A 21245-nucleotide genomic window follows, 5' to 3' on the forward strand; every position below is an offset into this window, starting at 1 on the left:
GACGACGGCGAAACGAGAGTTTCGCCGTCGTCCCTGGGAGGGTGCCGCTAAAGGATGCGGTGGCTTACTTCTGGGTGAACACGAGGGACATGGGAGTGGTCTCGGTGGTCTGGCCCTGCGGGTTGTCACGGAAGATGTCTTCCAAGACGGCCTTTGTTAACTGTGTGTCATGGCCCAGTGCCACAACACCGAGATCATTGGCGTCCATAATGGCGGTACCGGCAAACGTTGCCGCGAATTCGGCCGGAACCGAGGCACGCACCAAAGCGCTCAGGCGGGCGGCCACGCCGTCGGGGTCAATCGGAGCGTACTTGACCGAGTGAGTAGAGGTACCCACCTGATAGCCGGCCGCGCCGTCGATCGCGTTGATGTTGTTGCCAACAACTTCGTAGAACACGCCCGACTTGCCCTGCAACTTGCCGATGACCGAGCGCGCCGAGGCGTACATGATCTTGGGCAGACCAACCTCATCAATGGCCAGCTGCATGGACCAGGGACTGGCCAAGCCAATGCCGCCGGGGTTGCGGGTCACGAACTTGGAGAAAATACGTGCCGCGTTAGAGACCTTGATATCCCACACCGGGATGGAGCGGCCCTGCGTCATGGCCACAATCTTTTCCGAGACAAACAAGTACCACGGCGTATCCGCGGTAGCCTCACCATGGTCCCCGCCAGCCGTGGGCAGCCCGTCAAAGTAACGCTTGACGTACTTCATGACCGCGGGGTCAAAGTCGGTTTCCTTGTAGAAAACCTCAGTGCGCAGCGGGTAACGGCGGAAGGTGCCGGCGCCGTTGGGGACGGTGATCTCCAGCTGCTTGTCCGCATTGGGAATGTAATCGCTCTTGCCCTCAATGCCCGCCTTGATCTCGGGCTCGTCAAAGAACTCACGCAGCCACAGCTCGGTGTTGATCAGGCGCCAGAACACCATGGTGGAACCGCCACTCTTGCCACTGAGGAGTTCCTCAAACGCATAAATGACGGCATCCTGGTTCCAGTAGGGGCGGTTACCGAAGGAAGTGGAGAGGAAGATCTCGTAGATCTTTTCCTTCATGTGCCCAAACCACTCCGCCTCCGGGGTGGTGAAGCCAATCTTATTGCGGCGGTTGCTGATCATTTCCGGCAGCAGCTCCCGGGTGGCGTCACGCAAAATGCGCTTGTTCCAGCCGCCCTTGATGATGGATTCGTCATCAAGGCTGAACAGGAACTTCACCACTTCCTTGTCCAGGAACGGCACACGGCCCTCCAAGGAGAAGCGCATGGTGTTCTTGTCCTCGTAGCGCAGCACAGCTGGCAAGGACTTGTGGAACAGGTCGTCAATGAGGCGCAGCTTCAAGTTATCCGGGATGTTGGAGAACTTCTCGGCCTTGTACTTGGCCGTGAACTTCTTGTTCAACAGCGCAGAAACGCCAACTTCCTTCTTGAAGCTGAGCATGCCCTGAATCCGGAACCGGGCCAGCCGGAACAAGATATCTGAGCTGGAAACCAGTTCCTTGGCCAACTTCGCGTTCTGACCCTTGCTCTTCAACTGGCGCAGGTACGCGAAGTAGTAAGGGATATAGCCGGCCATCATCTCATCGGCACCCTGGCCATCGAGCAGCACCGTGACATGCTTGGAGGCCTCGCGCATCACCTGGTACTGGGCGTAAGGGCCCGAGGAGATAATGGGCTCCTCCATGGTGCGCACAAAATCTTCCAGATCATCCACAAATTCACCCGGTTTGGGTAGAATCTTGTGGCTGATGACATTGCCCTCACAACGGGCCAGCACGGCGTCGGCGTACTTTTCCTCGTCGTTGATGGAGTTGGGGAAAATGGCTGAGAATGTTTGCTGCTTGGCTCCGAGGGAGTCCGTGGCAGCCGCGTTTTCCGCCATCAGCTTGTTGATGGTGACCACGACGGCGGACGAGTCTAGTCCGCCGGACAGGGCAGTGCCCACAGGTACTTCAGACTGAAGACGCAGGCGCACACCTTCGGTGAAGCGTTCCTTGTATTCGTCAATGACCGCCTGGGAGTACGGGGTCTCAATCTTGGCCAGTTCGGCCAGCTCTTCCTGGAAGCGCGTGTACTTGCTGATGGTGGCGGTTCCGGCCGGTCCGGCCTCGGAATCCACAGTGTTGAGCACCAGCTTCTCGCCAGGCATGAGCTTCTGCACGCCGGCGAAGAAGGTGCTGGATTCGTCGTCGTGAATCCGGAACTGCAGGTAGCGGAACAGGATCCGCTCATCCACTTCTGCAGCAATCTTGCCGGTGGCCAGCAGAGGCTTGATCTCGGAGCCGAACAGCAAGGTGGGCGCCTGCGGGGTACCGGCGGTGGCGAAGTACAACGGCTTGATGCCGAAGTGATCGCGCGCCAGAACCAGGCGGTTGTTGCGGCGGTCGTGGATGGCAAAGCCGAACATGCCGTTGAACTTATCAAAGGCGTCATCGCCCCACTGTTCGTAGGCTTGGAGCACCACTTCGGTGTCCGAGTTGGTGGTGAAACTCCGGCCCAGGGCCTCCAGCTCGGCACGCAGGGCCAAGTAGTTGTAGACCTCGCCGTTGTAGACCAGCACCGTTTCACCGTCGGCGCTGAACATTGGCTCCTGGCCGTGGGCCACATCAATGATGGAGAGGCGACGGTGTGCCAGCCCTACGTTGCCTTGCGTATAAATGCCCTCGCCGTCGGGGCCTCGGTGCACCATGCACGCATTCATCTGCTGCAATAGGGATTCGTCTTCCCCATAACCGTAGTAACCGGCAATTCCGCACATACTTACTTACCTCATCTTTAGTACGTCAGTCCTGCCGACAATGCTACTTGCTTGCGGCACGCTCGCGGCCCACCGCGCTCGGCGAGTAACGGAAGTTATCTGTGTGAGATAGCGCCCACTTATGATGTAAGTGTGAATTTTAACTCCGCAATCACGCCCGGTAAGGGCCTCAAGATCGGTGTCCTGGCGCTCCAAGGTGACGTGCGTGAACATCTCAAGGCGTTGGCGGACTGTGGTGCCACTGCCGTCTCGGTGCGCCGCCCAAGTGAGCTGGCCGCCGTGGACGGTCTCATTATTCCCGGCGGTGAGTCAACCACCATGGACAAACTCAGCCGGATTTTTGGGCTGCGGGAGCCTTTGCGCGAACGCATCCAGGCTGGTCTGCCCGTCTATGGCAGCTGCGCCGGGATGATCCTCCTGGCCAATGAAATTGCGGATCCGGCCACCGATTTGGCCGGAAACCCGCAGCAAACGCTGGGTGGCCTTGACATCACCGTGCGGCGCAACGCCTTTGGCCGCCAGGTGGACTCCTTTGAAACGGAGCTCGATTTCACGGCTTTGGCACCGGCAGTGCAGGCCGAAACGCCGATGCATGCGGTGTTCATCAGGGCTCCCTGGGTGGAGCGGGTGGGTGCCGGTGTGCAGGTGCTTGCGAGCGTGAAACTGCCAGAAGCCGGGCAAAACGATAGGATTGATTTTGAAGTTCGTGCTGTCGCCGTTCGTTCGCGGCATTTGCTGGCCACCTCCTTCCATCCGGAAGTGACAGGGGAGCGCCGTATCCATGAACTGTTTATTCGAATGATTAGAGGAGAAGCGTAACTATGTCAGGCCACTCCAAATGGGCAACAACCAAGCACAAGAAGGCCATTCTTGATAGCCGCCGCGCTAAATCGTTTGCCAAGCTCATCAAGAACATTGAAGTTGCTGCACGTGGCGGTGGGCCGGACCTCGCCGGTAACCCTGGCTTGGAATTGGCTGTCACCAAGGCCAAGAAGACTTCGGTACCTGCAGATAACATTGATCGCGCCATCAAGCGTGGAGCGGGCCTGCTCGGTGACGCCGTTGACTACCAGACCATCATGTATGAAGGGTACGGCCCGCAGGGCACGGCCATTTTGATCGAATGTCTCACAGATAACAAGAACCGGGCAGCCTCCGAGGTTCGCCTGGCCGTTGGCCGTAACGGCGGGAACATGGGGGACCCCGGCTCGGTGGCCTACATGTTCACCCGCAAGGGCATTGTGGGCTTGCCTAAGAACGGTCTCACCGAAGATGACCTGCTCATGGCCGTGCTGGAAGCCGGTGCCGAAGAGGTTAAGGATGAGGGCGAAAGCTTTGAAATCATCTCCGACCCCCAGGACCTGCCCGCCATCCGTGCCGCGTTGACCGAGGCCGGCATTGAGTACGAGAGCGATGAGGCAGGTTTTGTCCCATCCATGCAGGTTGAGCTCGACGTTGAGAATGCCCGCAAGTTCATGAAGCTCTACGACGCGCTCGAAGACCTTGATGACGTCCAGAACATTTACTCCAATGCGGACATGAGCGCGGACGTTCTTGCGGCTCTCGAGGAGGACTAGGACCTGCGTGTCCTAGGAGTGGATCCGGGCTTGACCCGGTGCGGGCTCGGCGTTGTTGACGTCGCTGCCAGCCGCCAAGCCACCCTTGTAGGCGTGGGGGTGGTGGGCAGCTCGCATGAATTAAGCCTGGAAGCCCGGCTGCTGGTCATTGCGGAAGCGGTGGACCAGTGGCTGGACGCGTTTAAACCCGATGTCTTGGCCATTGAACGGGTCTTCGCCCAAACCAACCTCAGCACCGTGATGGGCGTGGCCCAAGTGTCAGGGGTTGTCATGGTTGCGGCCGCCCGGCGAGGAATCCCCGTAGCCATGCACACGCCGTCGGAGGTTAAAGCTGCGGTGACGGGCAATGGCCGCGCTGACAAGGCGCACGTCACCGCTATGGTCACCCGGCTGCTGCGCCTGGACGAGCCGCCGCGCCCGGCTGATGCCGCGGATGCCCTGGCGTTGGCGATTGCCCATGCGTGGCGCAGCGGTGCCTCTTTTGCCAGTGGCAGCCAAAGTACGACGGCGGCCCAGCAGCTTTGGCGTGAAGCCGAACGGAAATCGAAGGTCACCAAGAACAAGGAAGCGCCGGGGGCAACCTGGCACTAGTTGCTAGTACGTATGTTCGATTACACTGGGCTTAAGCTAAAGCAGCCCAACCTTGGAATTTGTCAGGAGCAGTTGCAATGATCAGTTTTGTCCGCGGGCCGGTGGCTGCGCTTTCGCTGTCCCAGGTAGTCATTGACGTCAATGGCGTGGGCATGCTGGTGCATGCCACACCCAAGACCCTGGGGGCCTTGGTCCAAGGTGAGGAAGCGAGCCTCACAACAGCAATGATTGTGCGTGAGGACTCCATGACTCTCTATGGATTTGCCGACGTGGGCGAACGCGAGGTCTTTGACACGCTCCTGAGCGTTAGCGGCATTGGGCCGCGGCTGGCGCTAGCGATCCTAGCCGTCCTTGAGCCTGAAAGTATTCGCTTGGGAGTTGATGCCGGTGACGGCAAGGTCTTCACCAAGGTTCCCGGAGTAGGCCCCAAGGTTGCCGGACGTATTGTCCTTGAACTCAAGGGCAAACTAAAACCGACGGGGGAGGCTGTGTCCGCCACCGTGGCTGCTCCGGCCATGGAGTGGAAGGATCAAGTGGTGGCTGCCATGACCAGCCTGGGCTGGAATGAAAGGGACGCCCTCAAAGCCATCGATGCCGCCGTGACGGCAGAGCCCGAACTCGCTGAAGGCGCCAATGTGCCCGCCGTTCTCCGTGCCACGCTGCGCAGGCTCGGCCAGGACAACACTAGGGGCAAGGGCGGTGTGCGCTAAGAATGGCAGCCAACGAAGAGTCAATTCCGTTGTTGCCGGGGCAGATCAGCATCGGCAACAGCGGCTCAGGGGGGAGCAGCGGTTCAGCGGGGAGCGGCGGGTTAGCCCGCAACACCGCGAGTGAACTGGCCGGGCCCGTTGCTGAGCCCGAAGAGCGAGAGCTCGAAGCGGCCCTGCGGCCCAAGAACCTTGATGATTTTGTTGGCCAGGAGCGGGTCCGCAAGCAGCTGGGACTGGTGCTGGCAGCCTCCAAAATCCGGGGCCGCAGTGCTGATCACGTGCTGATGTCGGGCCCGCCCGGGCTGGGTAAAACCACGTTGGCCATGATCGTCGCTGCAGAAATGAACGCTCCTTTGCGGATCAGCTCAGGTCCGGCCATTCAGCACGCTGGCGACCTCGCAGCCATTCTTTCTTCACTCACCGAGGGCGAGGTGCTGTTCCTGGATGAAATCCACCGCATGTCACGTCCAGCCGAGGAAATGCTGTACATGGCCATGGAGGACTTCCGGGTTGACATCATTGTTGGCAAGGGCGCCGGAGCCACTGCCATCCCGTTGGAACTGCCCTCCTTCACCTTGGTCGGTGCAACCACACGGGCCGGGCTGCTACCTGGACCGTTGCGTGACCGTTTCGGTTTTACGGGCCATTTGGAGTTCTATTCGGTGGCGGAACTGGAGCTAGTGCTGCGCCGCTCCGCCGGCATGTTGGACCTGCGGCTCACCAGCGCAGGATTTTCGGAGATTGCCGGACGTTCCCGCGGCACTCCCCGCATTGCCAACAGGCTTCTGCGCCGGGTGCGGGACTGGGCTCTGGTTCACGGCATTGAATCCATTGACGCCCGCACGGCCTCTGCGGCCTTGGATATGTATGAAGTTGATGCCCGCGGGTTGGACCGGCTGGATAGATCCGTGCTGCAAGCGTTGGTCAACAAATTCAATGGTGGACCCGTGGGGCTATCCACCTTGGCCATTGCCGTAGGGGAGGAGCCGGAAACTGTGGAGACGGTGGCTGAACCCTTCCTGGTACGGGAAGGACTTTTGGGACGCACCCCACGTGGCCGCATAGCTCTGCCCGCCGCCTGGGAGCACCTCGGTTTGAAAATGCCGGGCAACGCGGTTGCCGCCGCTATGCTTCCCTTCGAAGAAGAGCCACGAGAAGGCTGAACGCCTACCTTGGCGTTGCCCGTGGGCCCAAAACGGTCCCGGCTGCGTGGTTCCCGGCCCATTTCGGGTTCGTGCGTGTAATTTCTGGCTATTGCGGGTGGTTTATCATCCTACGTTCAGCTTTACCCTCTACACTGGTATGACGTCCGGCACGTTTGCGCCGTAGCCGGGCCTGAAATTTTTTCCTAACGAATGGAACCTCAGCTGTGTCTCTCAGTAGTGTTTTGGCCAACAACTTCGCCCTCAGGGGGTTCTCATGGACCCGATGACACTAGTCTTGTTCGCCATGTTTGGCCTGCTCATCATCATGATGATGCGCAAGCAAAAGAAGACCAAGGCAGCCGCGGCAGAAAAGCGCTCAAAGCTGGCGCCCGGCGTTGAGATCATGACCAACTTTGGTCTCTTCGGCAAGGTCCTGGCCATTGATGAGGAAGAGAATCAGATCATCCTCGAGATCTCTCCCGGCACCACAGCCACTGTGCACAGCCAGACGGTTGCCAAGATCATTGAGCCCCAGGGCGCTGAAGACATCAGCGCTACCGTGCCCAACGATGCCTCATCGCTGACTTTGAACCTTGATAAGGCCCCTGATGCAGGGGAGTCCGTTGATGAAACCCTTGAGCGCTTGAACAAAGACAACAACAAAGACAACTAGCCTTATCCGGGTTGGCAGCTGCTGCGTCTACGTATGGTCCAGATGCAGCAGCATTGCCATGTTCACAATCCCGTGACCAATAGAAGGATCCCTTGATGGCACGAACAGGTCCGGCGTCCACGGCCCGCAGAACTCTTCTGTGGCTCGCGGCGCTCATTATTGCATGCACCCTGGCAGTAGGTGCTGGTGTGCTTTCTGGCGCCGCCACTTGGGCGCCAAAGCTTGGCCTAGACCTTGAAGGTGGCACCCAGATGATTCTGGCGCCCAAGGTTGAAGGAGCGGGCAGTATTACCTCCGAACAACTGGACCAAGCTGTGTCCATTATTCGTCAGCGTGTGGACGGTTCTGGTGTCTCCGAAGCCCAGATCTCCACTGAGGGCGGCAGTAACGTTGTTGTGAGCATGCCAGGCAAGCCTACCGACGAGGAACGCAACCTCATCAAGGCTTCGGCGAACATGAACTTCCGCCCCGTCATTGCGGCCACCCAGGTTCCTAGCGGTGCCGTTCCGGAAGCAGAGCGGACTCCGGCGGACAAGCTCCCCGTGCCGACTGCTGCGCCGTTGAACGCCAGCGATCCCAACTGGGTTGATGCTGCCCTCATGAAGGAATTTGAGGCTACCAGCTGCATTCCGCCGCTGACCGAGCGGCCCACAACGTCGGATCCAGCCAAGCCTTTGATCAGCTGTGAGCCGGACTCCGGCATCAAATACATCCTTGGGCCGGTGGAGATTCCGGGCAAGTGGATCAAAACCGCCTCCTATGGCCTGCAAGCTGGCGCACAGGGTGCCACCACCAATGAGTGGTCGGTGCAGCTGACCTTGGAAAAGCCTGAAGGTGCCGCAGCATTCAAGACCGTGACGCAACGCTTGCACACAAAGTACTTGGCCAACCCGGATGACCCGCAGGCCCGTTTTGCCATCGTCTTGGATGACAGTGTCATTTCAGCACCTTCATCCATGGCTGTTATCACCGACGGCCAGTCCTCCATCACCGGCAACTTCACCGAGACAAGTGCCAAGGCGCTGGCGGATCAGCTGAAGTTTGGTTCATTGCCGATCAGCTTTGAGATTCAAAGCGAAATCCAGATCTCCGCAACTCTTGGTCTGCAGCAGTTGGAAATGGGCCTTTTGGCAGGTTTGATTGGTCTTGGACTCGTTGTCATCTACTCCTTGTTCCAATACCGTGCACTGGGCTTTGTCACAATCTTCTCCCTAGTCATTGCCGGTGTTATCACGTACCTGGCCATCATTTTGCTGGGCTGGGCGGAAAACTACCGGCTGTCGCTGGCAGGTGTGGCGGGCATTATCGTGGCCATCGGTCAGACCGCTGACTCGTTCATCGTGTACTTTGAACGCGTCAGGGATGAATTGCGGGACGGACGGGGCCTGGTTGCGGCCGTGGAGAACGGTTGGGAACGTGCCAGGCGCACCATCCTTGCCTCCAAGGCCGTCAATATTTTGGCATCACTGGTGTTGTACTTCGTCTCCGTAGGCAGTGTGAAGGGCTTCGCCTTCACCCTTGGCCTCACGGCAGTAGCTGACCTCATTGTGGTCTTCATGTTCACCCACCCCACCCTGCAGTTGCTGGCACGTACCAAGTTCTTCGGGGAAGGCCACCACTTCTCAGGTCTTGACCCGAAGCAGCTTGGCGCCATTCCGCTATACCGCGGAGCCGGCCGCTTCCGCACACCCGAGGAAAGCGCAGCCGTTGCCAAGGGCAAGAATGTCCGTGCAGCAGGAGAGGCCGAACGTCGCCAAACCATCGCTGAGCGGCGGTTAGCTGCCAAGGAAGCCCAAATGGTTGGCAGCGGGGGCGCCGGAGCCGCCGAATCCGGTTCCAGCGACTCGAAGGAGAGCAAATAATGAAGAGTTTCGCCACTTTCGGCAATGAACTGTATACCGGTGAACGGTCCTACGAGTTCATTGGCAAACGCAAGATTTGGTTCAGCATCGCCGGAGTCGCCATTCTGCTTTCCATTCTGATCCCACTGCTTGGCGGCGGTTTCAACTTTGGTATTGAGTTCCGTGGCGGTTCCCAGTTCACGGTTTCTGCTGTTGCCCACACGGATGTTGCCATTGGTGAAAAAGCTGTTGCCGAGGCCGTTCCTGGCACAGCAGCCGTGGTGACCAACATTGCTGGCGACACCATGCAGGTGCAAACCGACAGGCTAAGCGATGATCAGACCATCGCCGTCAAGGACGCCTTGAAGACCGCCTATGGTGTCACCGAGGACCACATTACTTCAACCTTTGTGGGCCCTAGCTGGGGACAGGATGTCTCACGCCAGGCAGTCATTGGTTTCATTGTGTTCGTACTCTTGGCCACCGTCTTGATGGCCCTGTACTTCCGCACCTGGCGGATGTCCATTGCGGCCATTGTTGGCATGCTGGTGGTTATGGTGGTCACGGCCGGAATCTACGGAGCCTCAGGATTTGAGGTGACACCGTCAGCCATCATCGGATTCCTCACTATTTTGAGCTATTCGCTCTATGACACAGTGGTGGTCTTTGACAAGATTCGAGAAAATACGGCGGACATTTCTAAATCCGTGCGCCGGACCTTTGCCGAGGAGGTTAACCTCGCGGTGAATCAGACCTTGGTGCGCTCCATCAACACCATGATGGTGGCAGTGTTGCCGGTTGGCTCCATCTTGTTCATTGGTGCACTGCTCCTGGGTGCAGGAACATTGCAGGACCTTTCACTGGCCCTGTTCATCGGAATTATTGTCAGTACCTTCTCCACCATCTTCGTGGCAGCTCCGTTGTACTCATGGCTTCGTGAGCGTGAACCGGAACTGGCCAAGCAGGCCAAGAAAGTTCAGCAGCGCCGTGCCAACGAAGCTGTTGCAGTGAGCGCTACCACCTAAGGTTCACAGCACTACCGCCTCCGGCATCCTCACAGGGCCGGGACCGAATGGTACGCATTCGGTCCCGGCCCTGTTTTGGTCAACATTGCTCTGCGGGCACCTTAGAATGGGTTAATGCCCCGCCTTGGGGGCGCACAGGAGCTACATGTGTGAGGGAGGCAATACGTTGAACGAAGAATCACCCTCGCATGAGCTGGTAACTGGTTCGGGCGAGCAAGCTGCGTCCGCCACGGAGGGTTCTGAACCTCGGCCAGCAAATAGTCGCTCCACTTTTCCTGGTCGCCGTGAACGCACCAGGTCCCGTCTGGCACGCCTGACCGGGTGGTCAGCGGAAAGCTACGCACCCATCCTGGAACCTTTGCTGCGCATTGTGCGTGCCAAGAATCCCAAGGAAGACCTCGATCTAATTCAGCGCGCCTTTTCGGTGGCAGAAAAATACCACGAGGGCCAAAAACGCAAAAGTGGCGACCCCTACATCACCCACCCCGTGGCTGTGGCAACCATCCTTGCGGAAATGGGTTTGAGCGGCAGCACCCTGGCTGCTGCGCTGCTGCATGACACGGTTGAGGACACCCCCTATACGCTTGCCGAACTGGAGCGGGACTTCGGCAAGGAAATCACCTTATTGGTAGACGGCGTCACCAAATTGGACAAGGTGGACTACGGTGAGGCCGCTCAGGCTGAGACCTTGCGGAAAATGGTCATCGCCATGTCCAAGGACATCCGTGTTCTGGTCATCAAGCTCGCTGACAGGCTCCACAACGCCCGCACGTGGCGGTTTGTCTCAGCCCAGTCATCGAGTAAAAAGGCTCGGGAGACACTGGACATTTTTGCCCCGCTGGCTCACCGCCTCGGCATGAACGCCATGAAGTGGGAATTGGAAGAACTTTCCTTCGCCGCCTTGTACCCGAAGGTGTATGAGGAAATTGTCCGGCTGGTGCAGGACCGCTCACCGGAGCGGGAGAAGCAGTTGAGTCTGATCCGCCGTGAACTCTTAGAAGTCTTGCGCGTGTCCAAGATCAAGGGTGAAATCAGCGGCCGGCCAAAACACTATTACTCCATTTACCAAAAAATGGTGGTCCGCAACAAAGACTTTGATGACATTAATGACCTGATCGGGGTCCGCGTCATCGTGGACACCGTGGGAGACTGCTACGCCATGTTAGGCGAGGTACACTCCCTCTGGACACCGCTGGTAGGGCGTTTCAAGGATTACATTGCGCTGCCCAAATTCAACATGTATCAATCCCTTCACACCACGGTGCTGGGTCCTGGCGGCAAACTGGTTGAGATTCAAATCCGCACCAGAGAAATGCACCAGCGTGCCGAGTATGGTGTGGCTGCGCACTGGATGTACAAAAGTGGCAGTAAGGTCCCGGCCGCCACCAATCAAGATGACATGACGTGGTTGCGCTCGCTCATGGACTGGCAGCGTGAAACAGCGGATCCGGGCGAGTTTATGGATTCGATGCGCTTTGAAATGAACGCAAAGGAAGTCTACGTCTTCACCCCCAAGGGCAAGGTTGTGGCGCTGCCGGCCGGGGCAACCCCGGTGGACTTCGCCTACTCTGTTCACACGGAAGTAGGGCACCGAACCATTGGTGCCCGGGTCAACGGCAAGCTGGTGCCCCTCAACAGTGAACTTTCCAACAGTGACACGGTGGAGATCTTCACCAACAAGGCCGAAGGTGCCGGACCCAGCCAAGACTGGCAAAACTTCGTCAAGAGCCCGCGGGCACGTAATAAGATCCGTCAGTGGTTCAGCAAGGAACGGCGAGACGAGTCCATTGAGAAGGGTAAGGAACTTCTCGCCAAGGCCATGCGCAAGCAAAACCTGCCGTTGCAGAAAATGATGACCCATGATTCCCTCATGGCCGTCACCGAGCACTTCCACTATCAAGACATTGCCGGACTCTACGCTGCGGTGGGTGATGGACACACCTCGGCACAGTCAGTTGTGGAGCGTCTGCGCGAGGCCATGGGCTTGGTTGATATTGAAGACGCGGCACCACCGGTTAAAAATCATGTCTCCAACACCCGTTCACGTGTCTCAAGCTCCGGTGTCATTGTGCACGGCGTTGATGATGTTTTGGTGAAGCTGGCCAGGTGTTGCACACCCGTTCCGCCGGATCCCATCTCAGGGTTTGTTACGAAGGGTTCGGGCATATCGGTACACCGGCAGGACTGCCCCAATCTCCTGCATCTGCAGAACGAGCCCGGGAAGCTGGTGGACGTTGACTGGGCGCCCACACAATCGGGTGTCTTCCTTGTGGAAATTCAGGTGGAGGCCCTGGACCGCAAGAGCCTGCTCTCGGATGTGACTAGGGTTTTATCTGAGTGTCATGTCAATATTTTGGCGGCCAGTGTCAACACCAGCACCAACCGTGTGGCGCTGTCCAAGTTCGCGTTCGAAATGGGTGACCCCAAGTACCTGGATCATGTGTTGAATACGGTGCGGCGCATTGACGGGGTGTTTGACGTCTACCGGGCCACCGGCTCGCACCGCCGTGCCTAGGGCCTTCAACAGTCCCAGACGTTGTTGGAACGGGGCCGTGAGGGCCTCCGCATCCAAGACGGTCCCGCCGCTGGTCTGATAGCTGCCATCAGTATGGAGAATACGCGCGAGGTCGGCACCCCTGTTCGCGCTGCTGCTGCCGCCGCGAGCAGGAGTCCGGCGTCCATGAGGCCAAGGCTGGGACACGTGAGGCCCAAGTATCAATGACTCCCTAGCCAGTGCCCCCGATAGCTGGCGGATGCCCCATCATGGCTTGCACAAGTTCCTGTGCCCTGATTTTCCCAGGGACGTGAGGTGCAGCTTGAATGGCGCAAAGGAGGCGCTCGAGTGAACAGTCCAACAAGGGTTGCTCCGCCATGGTTTGCAGCACGGTTCTGGCCAGCAACTCGGGGGCGCTTCGGGCCACGTCTACCGCAGTGCGCAGCGGGCGCGTGACGGGTGTACCACCCAACACCATCACCTCCTGTACAGCCAAACTGACCTGGCGAATGCTGGCGCCACTGCTCCGTGGCAAGGAGACGCTGTTGCCGTCATTGGCCACCAGCAGGGAGATCACCTCAGGCAGGGGTGCGCAGCCGTGCACCCATGCAGCGCTCAATTGTCCCAGCACCGCCCGGTGACTGAGGTACGCCGGGACGGCAAGAGCCAGCGCGGCGGCGCGGACAGTGGGGGTTTCGGGCAAGGAGGAGGGCCTAAAAATTTGGCCAAAGACGTGACAGATCACCCCATCCAGGGTCATGGCGGACAGTTCGGAGGCAGTGAACTGTGTACCCGGCGCCAGAAGCAGAACAGCCGTTGGGCCCTCTGGCGGAGTTGCGTGGCTTCTCATCATCCCAGCCTGCCCTGCTGGCGGGCGAAGAAAAAGGCCTCCGGGCCGGGTTGTGGACAACCCGGCCCGGAGGCCTGATAACTTAGCTCAACTAGTGGCAGAAGGTCTTTGTCGTGTTAACTGTTCAGGAGAAATCCTGGGCTGCCTTCTGGATTTGTTCCAGCCACAGCTCGCGGGCTGCCAGTGCCTCGGTGGCCTTGGCGACCTTGCGGGCATCCCCTGCCTTCTCGGCGCTGAGCAGATCTTCCTTCAAACCGGCAATGGTGGCTTCCAGCTGGCTCAGGGCGCTGCTGGTGCGGGCCTTGGCTTCAGGATCGCTACGGCGCCAGTTGTCGTCTTCAGCGGAACGCACGGCGTCCTCCACCTTGCGCAGACCTGCCTCCACACGCTGCATGTCGTTGCGCGGCACCTTGCCGGCTTCTTCCCAGCGGTCGCGGATGGATTGCAGGGACTTCTTCGCGGCGTTGAGGTCCTTGATGGGCAGCAGGGCGCCAGCTTCAACAAGGAGAGCTTCCTTGACGATCAGGTTGGCACCGAACTCTTCATCAAGAGCGTTGTTGGCGGACTGACGTGCAGCGAAGAACTTATCCTGTGCCCCGCGGAAGCGTGCCCACAGAGCGTCATCGTCCTTGCGGCTGGCCCGGGGGGAGCCCTTCCACTGGTCCATGAGGCGGCGGTATTCGCCGGCTGCATAGCCCCAATCGGTGGAGGTAGCGAGCTCCTCAGCCTCAGCAATCAGTGATTCCTTGGCGCTCTTGGCGGCGGCGTTGGTGTTATCCAGCTGCGAGAAGTAGGCGCGGCGGTGGCGATCGAACACGGTCCGGGCGCTGCGGAAACGCTTCCACAGGCCTTCTTCCGTGGCCCGGCCTAAACGCATCCCGTTCTTCTGCGCCGCTTTCCAAGACTCAAAGAGCTCGTTCATGCGTGCGCTGCTGATCTTCCACTGGATAGTGGTGGGGTCCTCGGCGGAAATGGTTTCCGCCTCAGCCACAATTGCTTCACGGGAGGCAAGCTCCACGGCGCGGGCCGATTCGTGGGCGGCCCTCTCCGCAGCGGAGAGAGCCTTGATGTTCTCTTCCAGGGTGGACAGACGGGCCAGTGCCGCGTTGACGTCCCCCACGGAGTTACGCTCACCGAGCTGTTCACGCACATGGCTGACAGTCTTGTTCATGTCTGTGGTGGGGGCCTTGGCCTCAACACGCTGTTCGAGCAAAGTGACCTGGGCCAGAATGTCATCAAACTTGCGCACAAAGTAGCTCAGCGCCTCGTCCTTGCTGGCTCCGGGGTACTGGCCAACCGGGAACTCTTCACCATCGAGGAGCAAGAAGACGTGACCGTCTTCTTCGGCCCGGCCAAACTTGGCGGCCTCGATCAAATTGATGGCAGGCGCAACCGGTGCCGCAACGGGAGCAGGAACGGCGGCGGGCGCCGGAACTTTGGGACGGGCTGCAAAGGCGGCCGGTGAAGGCGCAGCAGCTGGAACGGAGGCCGGTGCCGGGGCGGCGGGGGTGGCCGCCGTCGTGCTTTCGACAGGGTTGCTCTCCGTTACGGGAGCCTCTGTTGTGGAGGCAAGTGTTTCGTCGGATTCTTGACTGTGTGTCACCGCTAAAAGTCTTTCGCTTGATGGAAACTATCAGGTACGCCAAACGTGCCTGACCAGAATCGCTGTGGTGCGTTTCCCTCATGTGCACGGTTGTGCCGCATCAGGGAAGGCCTGATAAAAATTAGTTGAGCTTGAACGAGTCTATCGTCACCTTGGTCTTGGGCGCACCGTCGGTTGCCCCGCCAGCTATCCCGTCCTTGGCGATGGCTGTGAGCACATCAAGGCCGCTGGTGACCTTTCCAACGATGGTGTAGCCGCCGTCGCCCTGAGGAAGATTAGTGTCCTCATAGGTGATGAAGAACTGCGTGCCGTTGGAGTACGTGGTGTTGGCGCGGGCCACAGCGATGGTCCCGGCCGGGTACACACCATCCGCAGGAGTGTTCTCCACAGGGCCCCACTGGTAGCTGGGATCGCCGGCACCATCACCCTTGAGTGAACCGCACTGGATGAGCCCAAAGTCGGGTGCATTGGTCAGACGGTGGCAGGTTTTGCCTGTCATAAAGCCGGAGTCAGCCAACGATTTGAACACCGCCGCAGCTTGAGGAGCCTTGCTGCCATCCAATTCCACACCCATGGGCTTGCCGTTCAGCGTCAGCGTGCCAGTGAACGTCTTGCCCCGGGCAGTATCTGCCTTGGGCACGGTGGGGCTGTTCGTTTCCACCGGCGCAGCGTCAGTGGCAGCATCGGTGGGTTCCGTGGGGTTCGTGGTTGCCTGAGCCGAAGGAGTGCTGACGGGAGCCTGCGCACCTGCGCCGTCAACGCCGTCGTCCGTCTTGGGGGAAAAGGCCGTCAGTGCCAGCACCGTGGCCAGAACCAAGGAGGCGCCAATGGCAATAAAGGCAATGAGGTTATCTCGCTTGCGTCGTTGGAGCTGGTCCTTGTGCTGGGCCTGGTTCGCCTCCATACGTGCCACGCGAGCCTTTGCTTCACGGCTGGACTTGTTGCTGTTGGCCAACGGTGCCTCTTTCTTCAATGTCAGGGGTAGGTGCACCCGGGCGTCCCGTATCCGGGTAAGTTTAGTGGTGGGCTGCCAAATCTTATAAAATGGCAGCCGGTGTCAGCTTACCCATGTCAGGCCCGCTCAGCAGCGAGCGTGACATGGCACTCGTGACACCGTGACGATTACCCGCCCGCCGGATCCTGCCCTTGAATCAGGGCCTGGCGCATGTTAGGAGAGCAACACCCATGGCACGCAACGCCTCCTTGTCCGGTTTTCCCGAGTGGCTTCCCGAGGAGCGGCTGGTGGAGGCGCATGTGCTGGACACCCTGCGCCGCACTTTTGAGCTGCACGGCTTCAGCTCGATTGAGACTCGCGCCGTGGAAACCGTGGGACACCTCCTGCGCAAGGGCGAAATCGACAAGGAAGTGTACGGGCTCTCCCGCCTGCAGGACGACGACGGAAACACCGCCGTTGCCTCCAAGGATGATCCCAACGCGCTGGCCCTGCACTTTGATTTGACGGTGCCCTTTGCCCGCTATGTTGTGGAAAACGCCGGCTACCTTTCCTTCCCGTTCCGCCGCTACCAGATCCAGAAGGTGTGGCGTGGTGAGCGTCCCCAAGAGGGCCGTGCCCGCGAGTTCACCCAAGCAGATATTGATGTAGTGGCCGACGGCGTACTGCCGTTCCGCTATGACGTGGAACTTGCGCTGGTGATTGCTGAAGCGCTCTCCGCGCTGCCCATCCCGGCCTTCAAATTGCGCATCAACAACCGCAAGCTTGCCGAAGGTTTCTACCGCGGCATTGGCCTCACCGATACAGCTGGAGTTTTGCGCAGCATCGACAAGCTGGAAAAGATCGGCGCTGACGCTGTTGCAACGTTGCTCAAAAATGAGCTTGGCGCCACTGATGAGCAAGCCGCCAAGGCCCTGGCATTGGCCTCGATCCGCACCGAGGACACCTCCTTTGTTGCCGCCGTCCGCGCCCTAGGCGTCACGGATGAGCTCATGGAAGAAGGCCTCGATGAGCTGGAACAGGTTATTGCTGCAGCAATCAAGAGCGCGCCCGGTTCCGTTGTGGCTGATCTTTCCATTGCCCGCGGCCTGGATTACTACACGGGAACTGTCTACGAGACGGTGCTGGTGGGCCACGAACAGCTTGGTTCCATCTGCTCCGGCGGGCGCTACGACGCCTTGGCCTCCAAGGGCAACCGCAAGTTCCCCGGAGTAGGCCTGTCCATTGGTGTCACCCGCCTGGTGGCACGCATCCTGAGCCAGGAGTTCGCGAAGGCTTCACGCAGCGTGCCCACCGCCGTCCTAGTCACCTTGAGTGATGAGGACAGCTGGGGCGAAGCCCAGGACGTGGCGGCAGCGCTGCGCGCCCGAGGCATCTCCACAGAGGTTGCCGCCAAGGCTGACAAATTTGGCAAACAAATCAAGTACGCCGACAAGCGAGGCATCCCCTACGTCTGGTTCACCGACGAGTCCGGGGAGCACCAGGTAAAGGACATCCGCTCAGGCGAGCAAGTGGTGGCCGATCCCGCAGTATGGATGCCACCGGTTGAGGATCTGACACCGCAGATCATCAAGGCCTAACCCTGAGATCCACGCACCACCGCACCACCACCGCACCACCGATCCGTGAGAAATGGCTGCTATGGAGCGTCATAGCAGCCATTTCTCACGGGTCGATTTCCCTTAGAGCGCTCTACCGGGTCTAGGGTGTCGCGATCAACGGTAAACTTCATATCAAACTCTTTTGCGGGCCCACATTATGGGCCGTTCACCACCATTGAAAGGAATGCTGTGCTGCGCACACATGACCTGGGCTCCCTGCGGGCTGAACATATTGGCCAAACCGTCACCCTCTCGGGCTGGGTAGCCCGCCGCCGCGACCACGGCGGAGTGGCGTTCTTGGATTTGCGTGACGCCTCGGGCGTGGCCCAGATTGTAGTGCGGGAAGAAGAAATCTTCCATGCATTGCGCAACGAGTTCGTGTTGCAGATCACCGGCACGGTCTCCCGCCGCCCCGAAGGCAACGAAAACCCGGCCCTCGCCACCGGTGAGATTGAAGTCATGGCCGATGAGGTCGTGGTACTTAACGAAGCAGCGCCCCTGCCGTTCCAGGTCGATGAGCATGTTGAAGTTGGTGAGGAAGCGCGCCTGAAGCACCGTTACCTGGACCTGCGCCGCCCCGGCATGCAGCGCAACCTGCGCCTGCGCTCAGAGGCGAACCGTGTGGCCCGTAACTTGCTGCACGAGCAGGGCTACACCGAAATTGAGACACCCACACTGACGCGTTCCACCCCCGAAGGTGCCCGCGACTTTGTGGTGCCGGCACGTCTGGCCCCGGGTTCCTGGTATGCGCTGCCGCAGTCCCCACAGCTGTTCAAGCAGCTCCTGCAGGTGGGCGGCTTTGAAAAGTACTACCAGATTGCCCGCTGCTACCGCGATGAGGACTTCCGTGCGGACCGCCAGCCGGAATTCACCCAGCTGGACATCGAGGCCAGCTTCGTTGATCAGGACGACATCATCGCCCTGGGCGAGAAGATTGTTTCGGCACTGTGGAAGCTGATTGACGTTGAAATTCCGCTGCCTATTGCGCGCATGACCTACCGCGACGCCATGGCCCGTTATGGCTCCGACAAGCCTGATCTGCGCTTCGGCCTGGAACTGACTGACTTGACGGAGTTCTTCAAGGACACCGAATTCGGCGTCTTCAAGGCCCCTTACGTTGGTGCCGTTGTCATGCCCGGCGGGGCCTCACAGCCGCGCCGCCAGCTGGACGCCTGGCAGGAATGGGCCAAGCAGCGCGGTGCTAAGGGCCTGGCCTACGTCCTGTTCAAGGAAGAGGGCGAGCTGACCGGACCCGTAGCCAAGAACCTGACCGACACCGAGCGTGCCGGCCTGGCCGAGGCCGTGGGTGCCAAGCCCGGTGACGCCATCTTCTTCGCCGCCGGCGAGGTTTCCCCCTCCCGCGCACTGCTGGGTGCCGCCCGTGTTGAAATCGGCCACCGTACCGGCCTGATCAACCCGGCCGATTGGGCGTTCGTTTGGATCGTTGACGCGCCCATGTTCGAGCCCGCCGCCGCCGCCGTAGCCTCCGGTGACGTCGCCGTTGGCGCCGGCAAGTGGACCGCCGTGCACCACGCGTTCACCTCGCCCAAGCCCGAGTTCCTGGACACCTTTGACACGGATCCGGAAAGCGCCTTGGCCTACGCTTACGACATCGTCTGCAACGGCAACGAGATTGGTGGCGGTTCCATCCGTATTCACCGCTCCGACGTGCAGAAGCGTGTCTTTGAAGTCATGGGCCTGAGCAACGAAGAAGCGGAAGAGAAGTTCGGCTTCCTACTGGAAGGCTTCAAGTTCGGTGCCCCGCCGCACGGTGGAATCGCCATTGGCTGGGACCGTGCCGTGTCCCTGCTGGCAGGTGTTGACTCCATCCGCGACGTCATTGCTTTCCCGAAGTCCGGTGGCGGCTACGACCCGCTGACCCAGGCCCCTGCGCCCATCACGGCACAGCAGCGCAAGGAAGCCGGCGTGGACTTCAAGCCCGAAGCAAGCGCCGGGGACAAGTAACCCCAGCAACCGCCAGAATGCCTGCCACCCCACTCGCGGGGTGGCAGGCATTCTTTTGCCTAAATGTGCGGCAAGAGTTCCGTGCCAGTACGCCGCTGCCGTGGAAACTTGGGGTCGAACCCATGATCCAACAGGAGCTTAGGAGCTTAGGAGCTCAGGAGGCGCAGGGAGAACTGGCTGCTGGCCAACAAAAAATGTCAGGAACTTGAGGGAGAAGGTCAGTGCAGTGAGCCTCGCTTGCACTGCTCGGGAGGCCCGGGTGCCTAGATCCCCGGCTGGTCACTGGCCGAGAGCCCCGGTTGGGCTGTCGGCCGGTTTGTTAGGTGACGGCGTTGATTTCTCAGCTGCAGGATTCGCACCGCTGCAGCAATCGCTACCAGTATCCCGCCTCCTACCGCGGCAATGAACAATGCCATGCCCAGGGAAAGCTCACCGGAGGCGCCAAAGAAATTCACAGTCACCCTTGCGTCGTTTTGCAGGATAAAGATGATGAGCACAACCAGCAGTAGCAATCCGGCGATGACAGCGGCCCACACCATGCCAGCTCGCGTTACTGGTGGGTTCTTGGGACTTTTGGTGGGAACCACCTTAGAGCCCTGGTTGGCTGTGGCCGGCGTAGGAATGGCGGCCGCCTCTGGCTCATGCTCCGGCACGATGGAACGCTCCGGATCGATGTATTGGGATGTGCCCTCTTCAGGAGGCAGCACTGGATCATTGGACATTTTCTAACCCCTAAATCCTGTGGTACCTCTCCGTGCAGGAGAGATACCTGACACAATACCCGTGCAGTGCGCCGGGGTCACCCTCAGGTATCGGGTCCCAGGCTGCGGGCACTACTTGTGCACATCCGTAATGTGAATGCGAACGGAAGCAAAATCCGCCGCTGCCCGCATCAACGCATCCATTTTCAGTTCCTGGACAGGAATAGGCGCCAGACGGGTAGTGTCCGCGTACCTACGCAGGGCCGGAACCGAGAGGACAGAGTCAACCAGTTGCCTGTCGCCGCCAGTGCCCAAGTATTCAAAGGCTGCCCCGGCAAAAAGGCGGCTGGCTTCCTGCGAGGCGCGTTCGATTACGGCAGCAGCCGGGTCAGTGCCACGAGACCGGCCAGAGGCACTGCCCACTTTGTGTGCCACCAATTTTCCCGCTTTGGCCACCCCAACAGCAAAACCGCCACGCCGGAGCAACAAAATGCCGTAGCTGCGCTCCTGGGCGGTCACGGACACCAGTCTTTCGAGAATGTTGGTACCGCGTCCGGGCCGTCCCTCGGCCGGCCAGGGTGCTGCCAACGTTGCGGTGGCGCCGTCGCGCATACGCAACATCACGCCGTCGTCAGTGTCTTGTAGGGAATCCTGTCCACCGTGCGCGCCGGAAAAGCGCTCCAGCCAACCCATCAGGCGGCTAGCGGGGACATAGTTGGTGCGTTGGGCAGGGTTCACGCTGCCAGACTACCGGGCGATAGCCTAGAG

Annotated in this window: 17 protein-coding genes; 11 read left to right on the forward strand and 6 right to left on the reverse strand. The window is 59.8% G+C overall.

What is annotated here, in order from left to right; all coding sequences use genetic code 11:
* Nucleotides 1–64: 64 nt before the first annotated feature.
* Nucleotides 65–2749 carry an asparagine synthase (glutamine-hydrolyzing) gene (gene asnB / locus CVS29_RS11130; protein WP_110106388.1) on the reverse strand — a complete coding sequence of 895 codons (2685 nt, stop codon included), beginning with the start codon at nt 2747–2749 and terminating at the stop codon, nt 65–67.
* Nucleotides 2750–2881: 132 nt separating this feature from the next.
* Here asnB and pdxT point away from each other — a divergent pair, with 132 nt between their 5' ends.
* The 9 genes from pdxT (at nt 2882) to CVS29_RS11175 (ending at nt 12826) form a co-directional block, all read left to right on the forward strand.
* Nucleotides 2882–3568 (forward strand): pyridoxal 5'-phosphate synthase glutaminase subunit PdxT, encoded by a 687-nt coding sequence (gene pdxT / locus CVS29_RS11135; RefSeq protein ID WP_373366687.1) that lies wholly within the window; start codon nt 2882–2884, stop codon nt 3566–3568.
* A gap of 2 nt (nt 3569–3570) precedes the next feature.
* Nucleotides 3571–4326, forward strand: a complete 756-nt coding sequence (locus CVS29_RS11140; RefSeq protein ID WP_110106389.1) for a YebC/PmpR family DNA-binding transcriptional regulator — start codon at nt 3571–3573, stop codon at nt 4324–4326.
* 3 nt (nt 4327–4329) lie between these two features.
* Entirely contained in the window at nt 4330–4917 is a 588-nt protein-coding gene (gene ruvC, locus CVS29_RS11145; protein WP_110106390.1) for a crossover junction endodeoxyribonuclease RuvC, read from the forward strand.
* Nucleotides 4918–4994: 77 nt separating this feature from the next.
* Nucleotides 4995–5627: a Holliday junction branch migration protein RuvA gene (gene ruvA, locus CVS29_RS11150; protein WP_110106391.1), complete on the forward strand. Its 633-nt coding sequence runs from the start codon at nt 4995–4997 to the stop codon at nt 5625–5627.
* A 2-nt stretch (nt 5628–5629) separates the two neighbouring features.
* Nucleotides 5630–6790: a Holliday junction branch migration DNA helicase RuvB gene (gene ruvB, locus CVS29_RS11155; RefSeq protein ID WP_245932192.1), complete on the forward strand. Its 1161-nt coding sequence runs from the start codon at nt 5630–5632 to the stop codon at nt 6788–6790.
* Nucleotides 6791–7046: 256 nt separating this feature from the next.
* A complete protein-coding gene (gene yajC / locus CVS29_RS11160) occupies nt 7047–7445 on the forward strand; it encodes a preprotein translocase subunit YajC (RefSeq protein ID WP_306457009.1) in 399 nt (132 codons plus the stop codon).
* A gap of 95 nt (nt 7446–7540) precedes the next feature.
* Entirely contained in the window at nt 7541–9307 is a 1767-nt protein-coding gene (secD, locus tag CVS29_RS11165; protein WP_110106393.1) for a protein translocase subunit SecD, read from the forward strand.
* On the forward strand, nt 9307–10311 hold the full coding sequence (gene secF, locus CVS29_RS11170) for a protein translocase subunit SecF (RefSeq protein ID WP_110106394.1): 1005 nt from the start codon (nt 9307–9309) through the stop codon (nt 10309–10311). Before secD ends, secF begins: the two co-directional genes overlap by 1 nt.
* 166 nt (nt 10312–10477) lie before the next feature.
* On the forward strand, nt 10478–12826 hold the full coding sequence (locus CVS29_RS11175) for a RelA/SpoT family protein (RefSeq protein ID WP_315913679.1): 2349 nt from the start codon (nt 10478–10480) through the stop codon (nt 12824–12826).
* Between the two features lie 211 nt (nt 12827–13037).
* Here CVS29_RS11175 and CVS29_RS11180 read toward each other — a convergent pair whose 3' ends face one another.
* From CVS29_RS11180 to CVS29_RS11190, 3 genes are all read right to left on the reverse strand, one after another.
* Nucleotides 13038–13655 (reverse strand): type IV toxin-antitoxin system AbiEi family antitoxin, encoded by a 618-nt coding sequence (locus tag CVS29_RS11180; RefSeq protein WP_170120960.1) that lies wholly within the window; start codon nt 13653–13655, stop codon nt 13038–13040.
* Between the two features lie 124 nt (nt 13656–13779).
* Complete coding sequence (locus CVS29_RS11185; RefSeq protein ID WP_110106397.1) at nt 13780–15258, reverse strand: DUF349 domain-containing protein; 1479 nt, start codon at nt 15256–15258, stop codon at nt 13780–13782.
* 121 nt (nt 15259–15379) lie between these two features.
* Complete coding sequence (locus CVS29_RS11190; protein ID WP_110106398.1) at nt 15380–16213, reverse strand: peptidylprolyl isomerase; 834 nt, start codon at nt 16211–16213, stop codon at nt 15380–15382.
* 230 nt (nt 16214–16443) lie between these two features.
* Between CVS29_RS11190 and hisS the strand changes: the two genes are divergently transcribed.
* Nucleotides 16444–17790, forward strand: a complete 1347-nt coding sequence (hisS, locus tag CVS29_RS11195) for a histidine--tRNA ligase (RefSeq protein ID WP_110106399.1) — start codon at nt 16444–16446, stop codon at nt 17788–17790.
* 210 nt (nt 17791–18000) lie between these two features.
* Complete coding sequence (gene aspS / locus CVS29_RS11200; protein WP_110106400.1) at nt 18001–19776, forward strand: aspartate--tRNA ligase; 1776 nt, start codon at nt 18001–18003, stop codon at nt 19774–19776.
* Nucleotides 19777–20039: 263 nt separating this feature from the next.
* Here aspS and CVS29_RS11205 read toward each other — a convergent pair whose 3' ends face one another.
* Both CVS29_RS11205 and CVS29_RS11210 read right to left on the reverse strand, forming a co-directional pair.
* The gene (locus CVS29_RS11205) at nt 20040–20498 is read right to left on the reverse strand and encodes a LapA family protein (RefSeq protein ID WP_110106401.1); all 459 of its coding nucleotides are present in this window, start codon (nt 20496–20498) and stop codon (nt 20040–20042) included.
* 111 nt (nt 20499–20609) lie between these two features.
* Nucleotides 20610–21215: an acVLRF1 family peptidyl-tRNA hydrolase gene (locus CVS29_RS11210; protein ID WP_110106402.1), complete on the reverse strand. Its 606-nt coding sequence runs from the start codon at nt 21213–21215 to the stop codon at nt 20610–20612.
* Nucleotides 21216–21245: the final 30 nt, after the last annotated feature.

Origin of the sequence: Arthrobacter psychrochitiniphilus (assembly GCF_003185915.1) — a bacterium.
GTDB classification, from domain to species: Bacteria; Actinomycetota; Actinomycetes; order Actinomycetales; family Micrococcaceae; genus Specibacter; species Specibacter psychrochitiniphilus.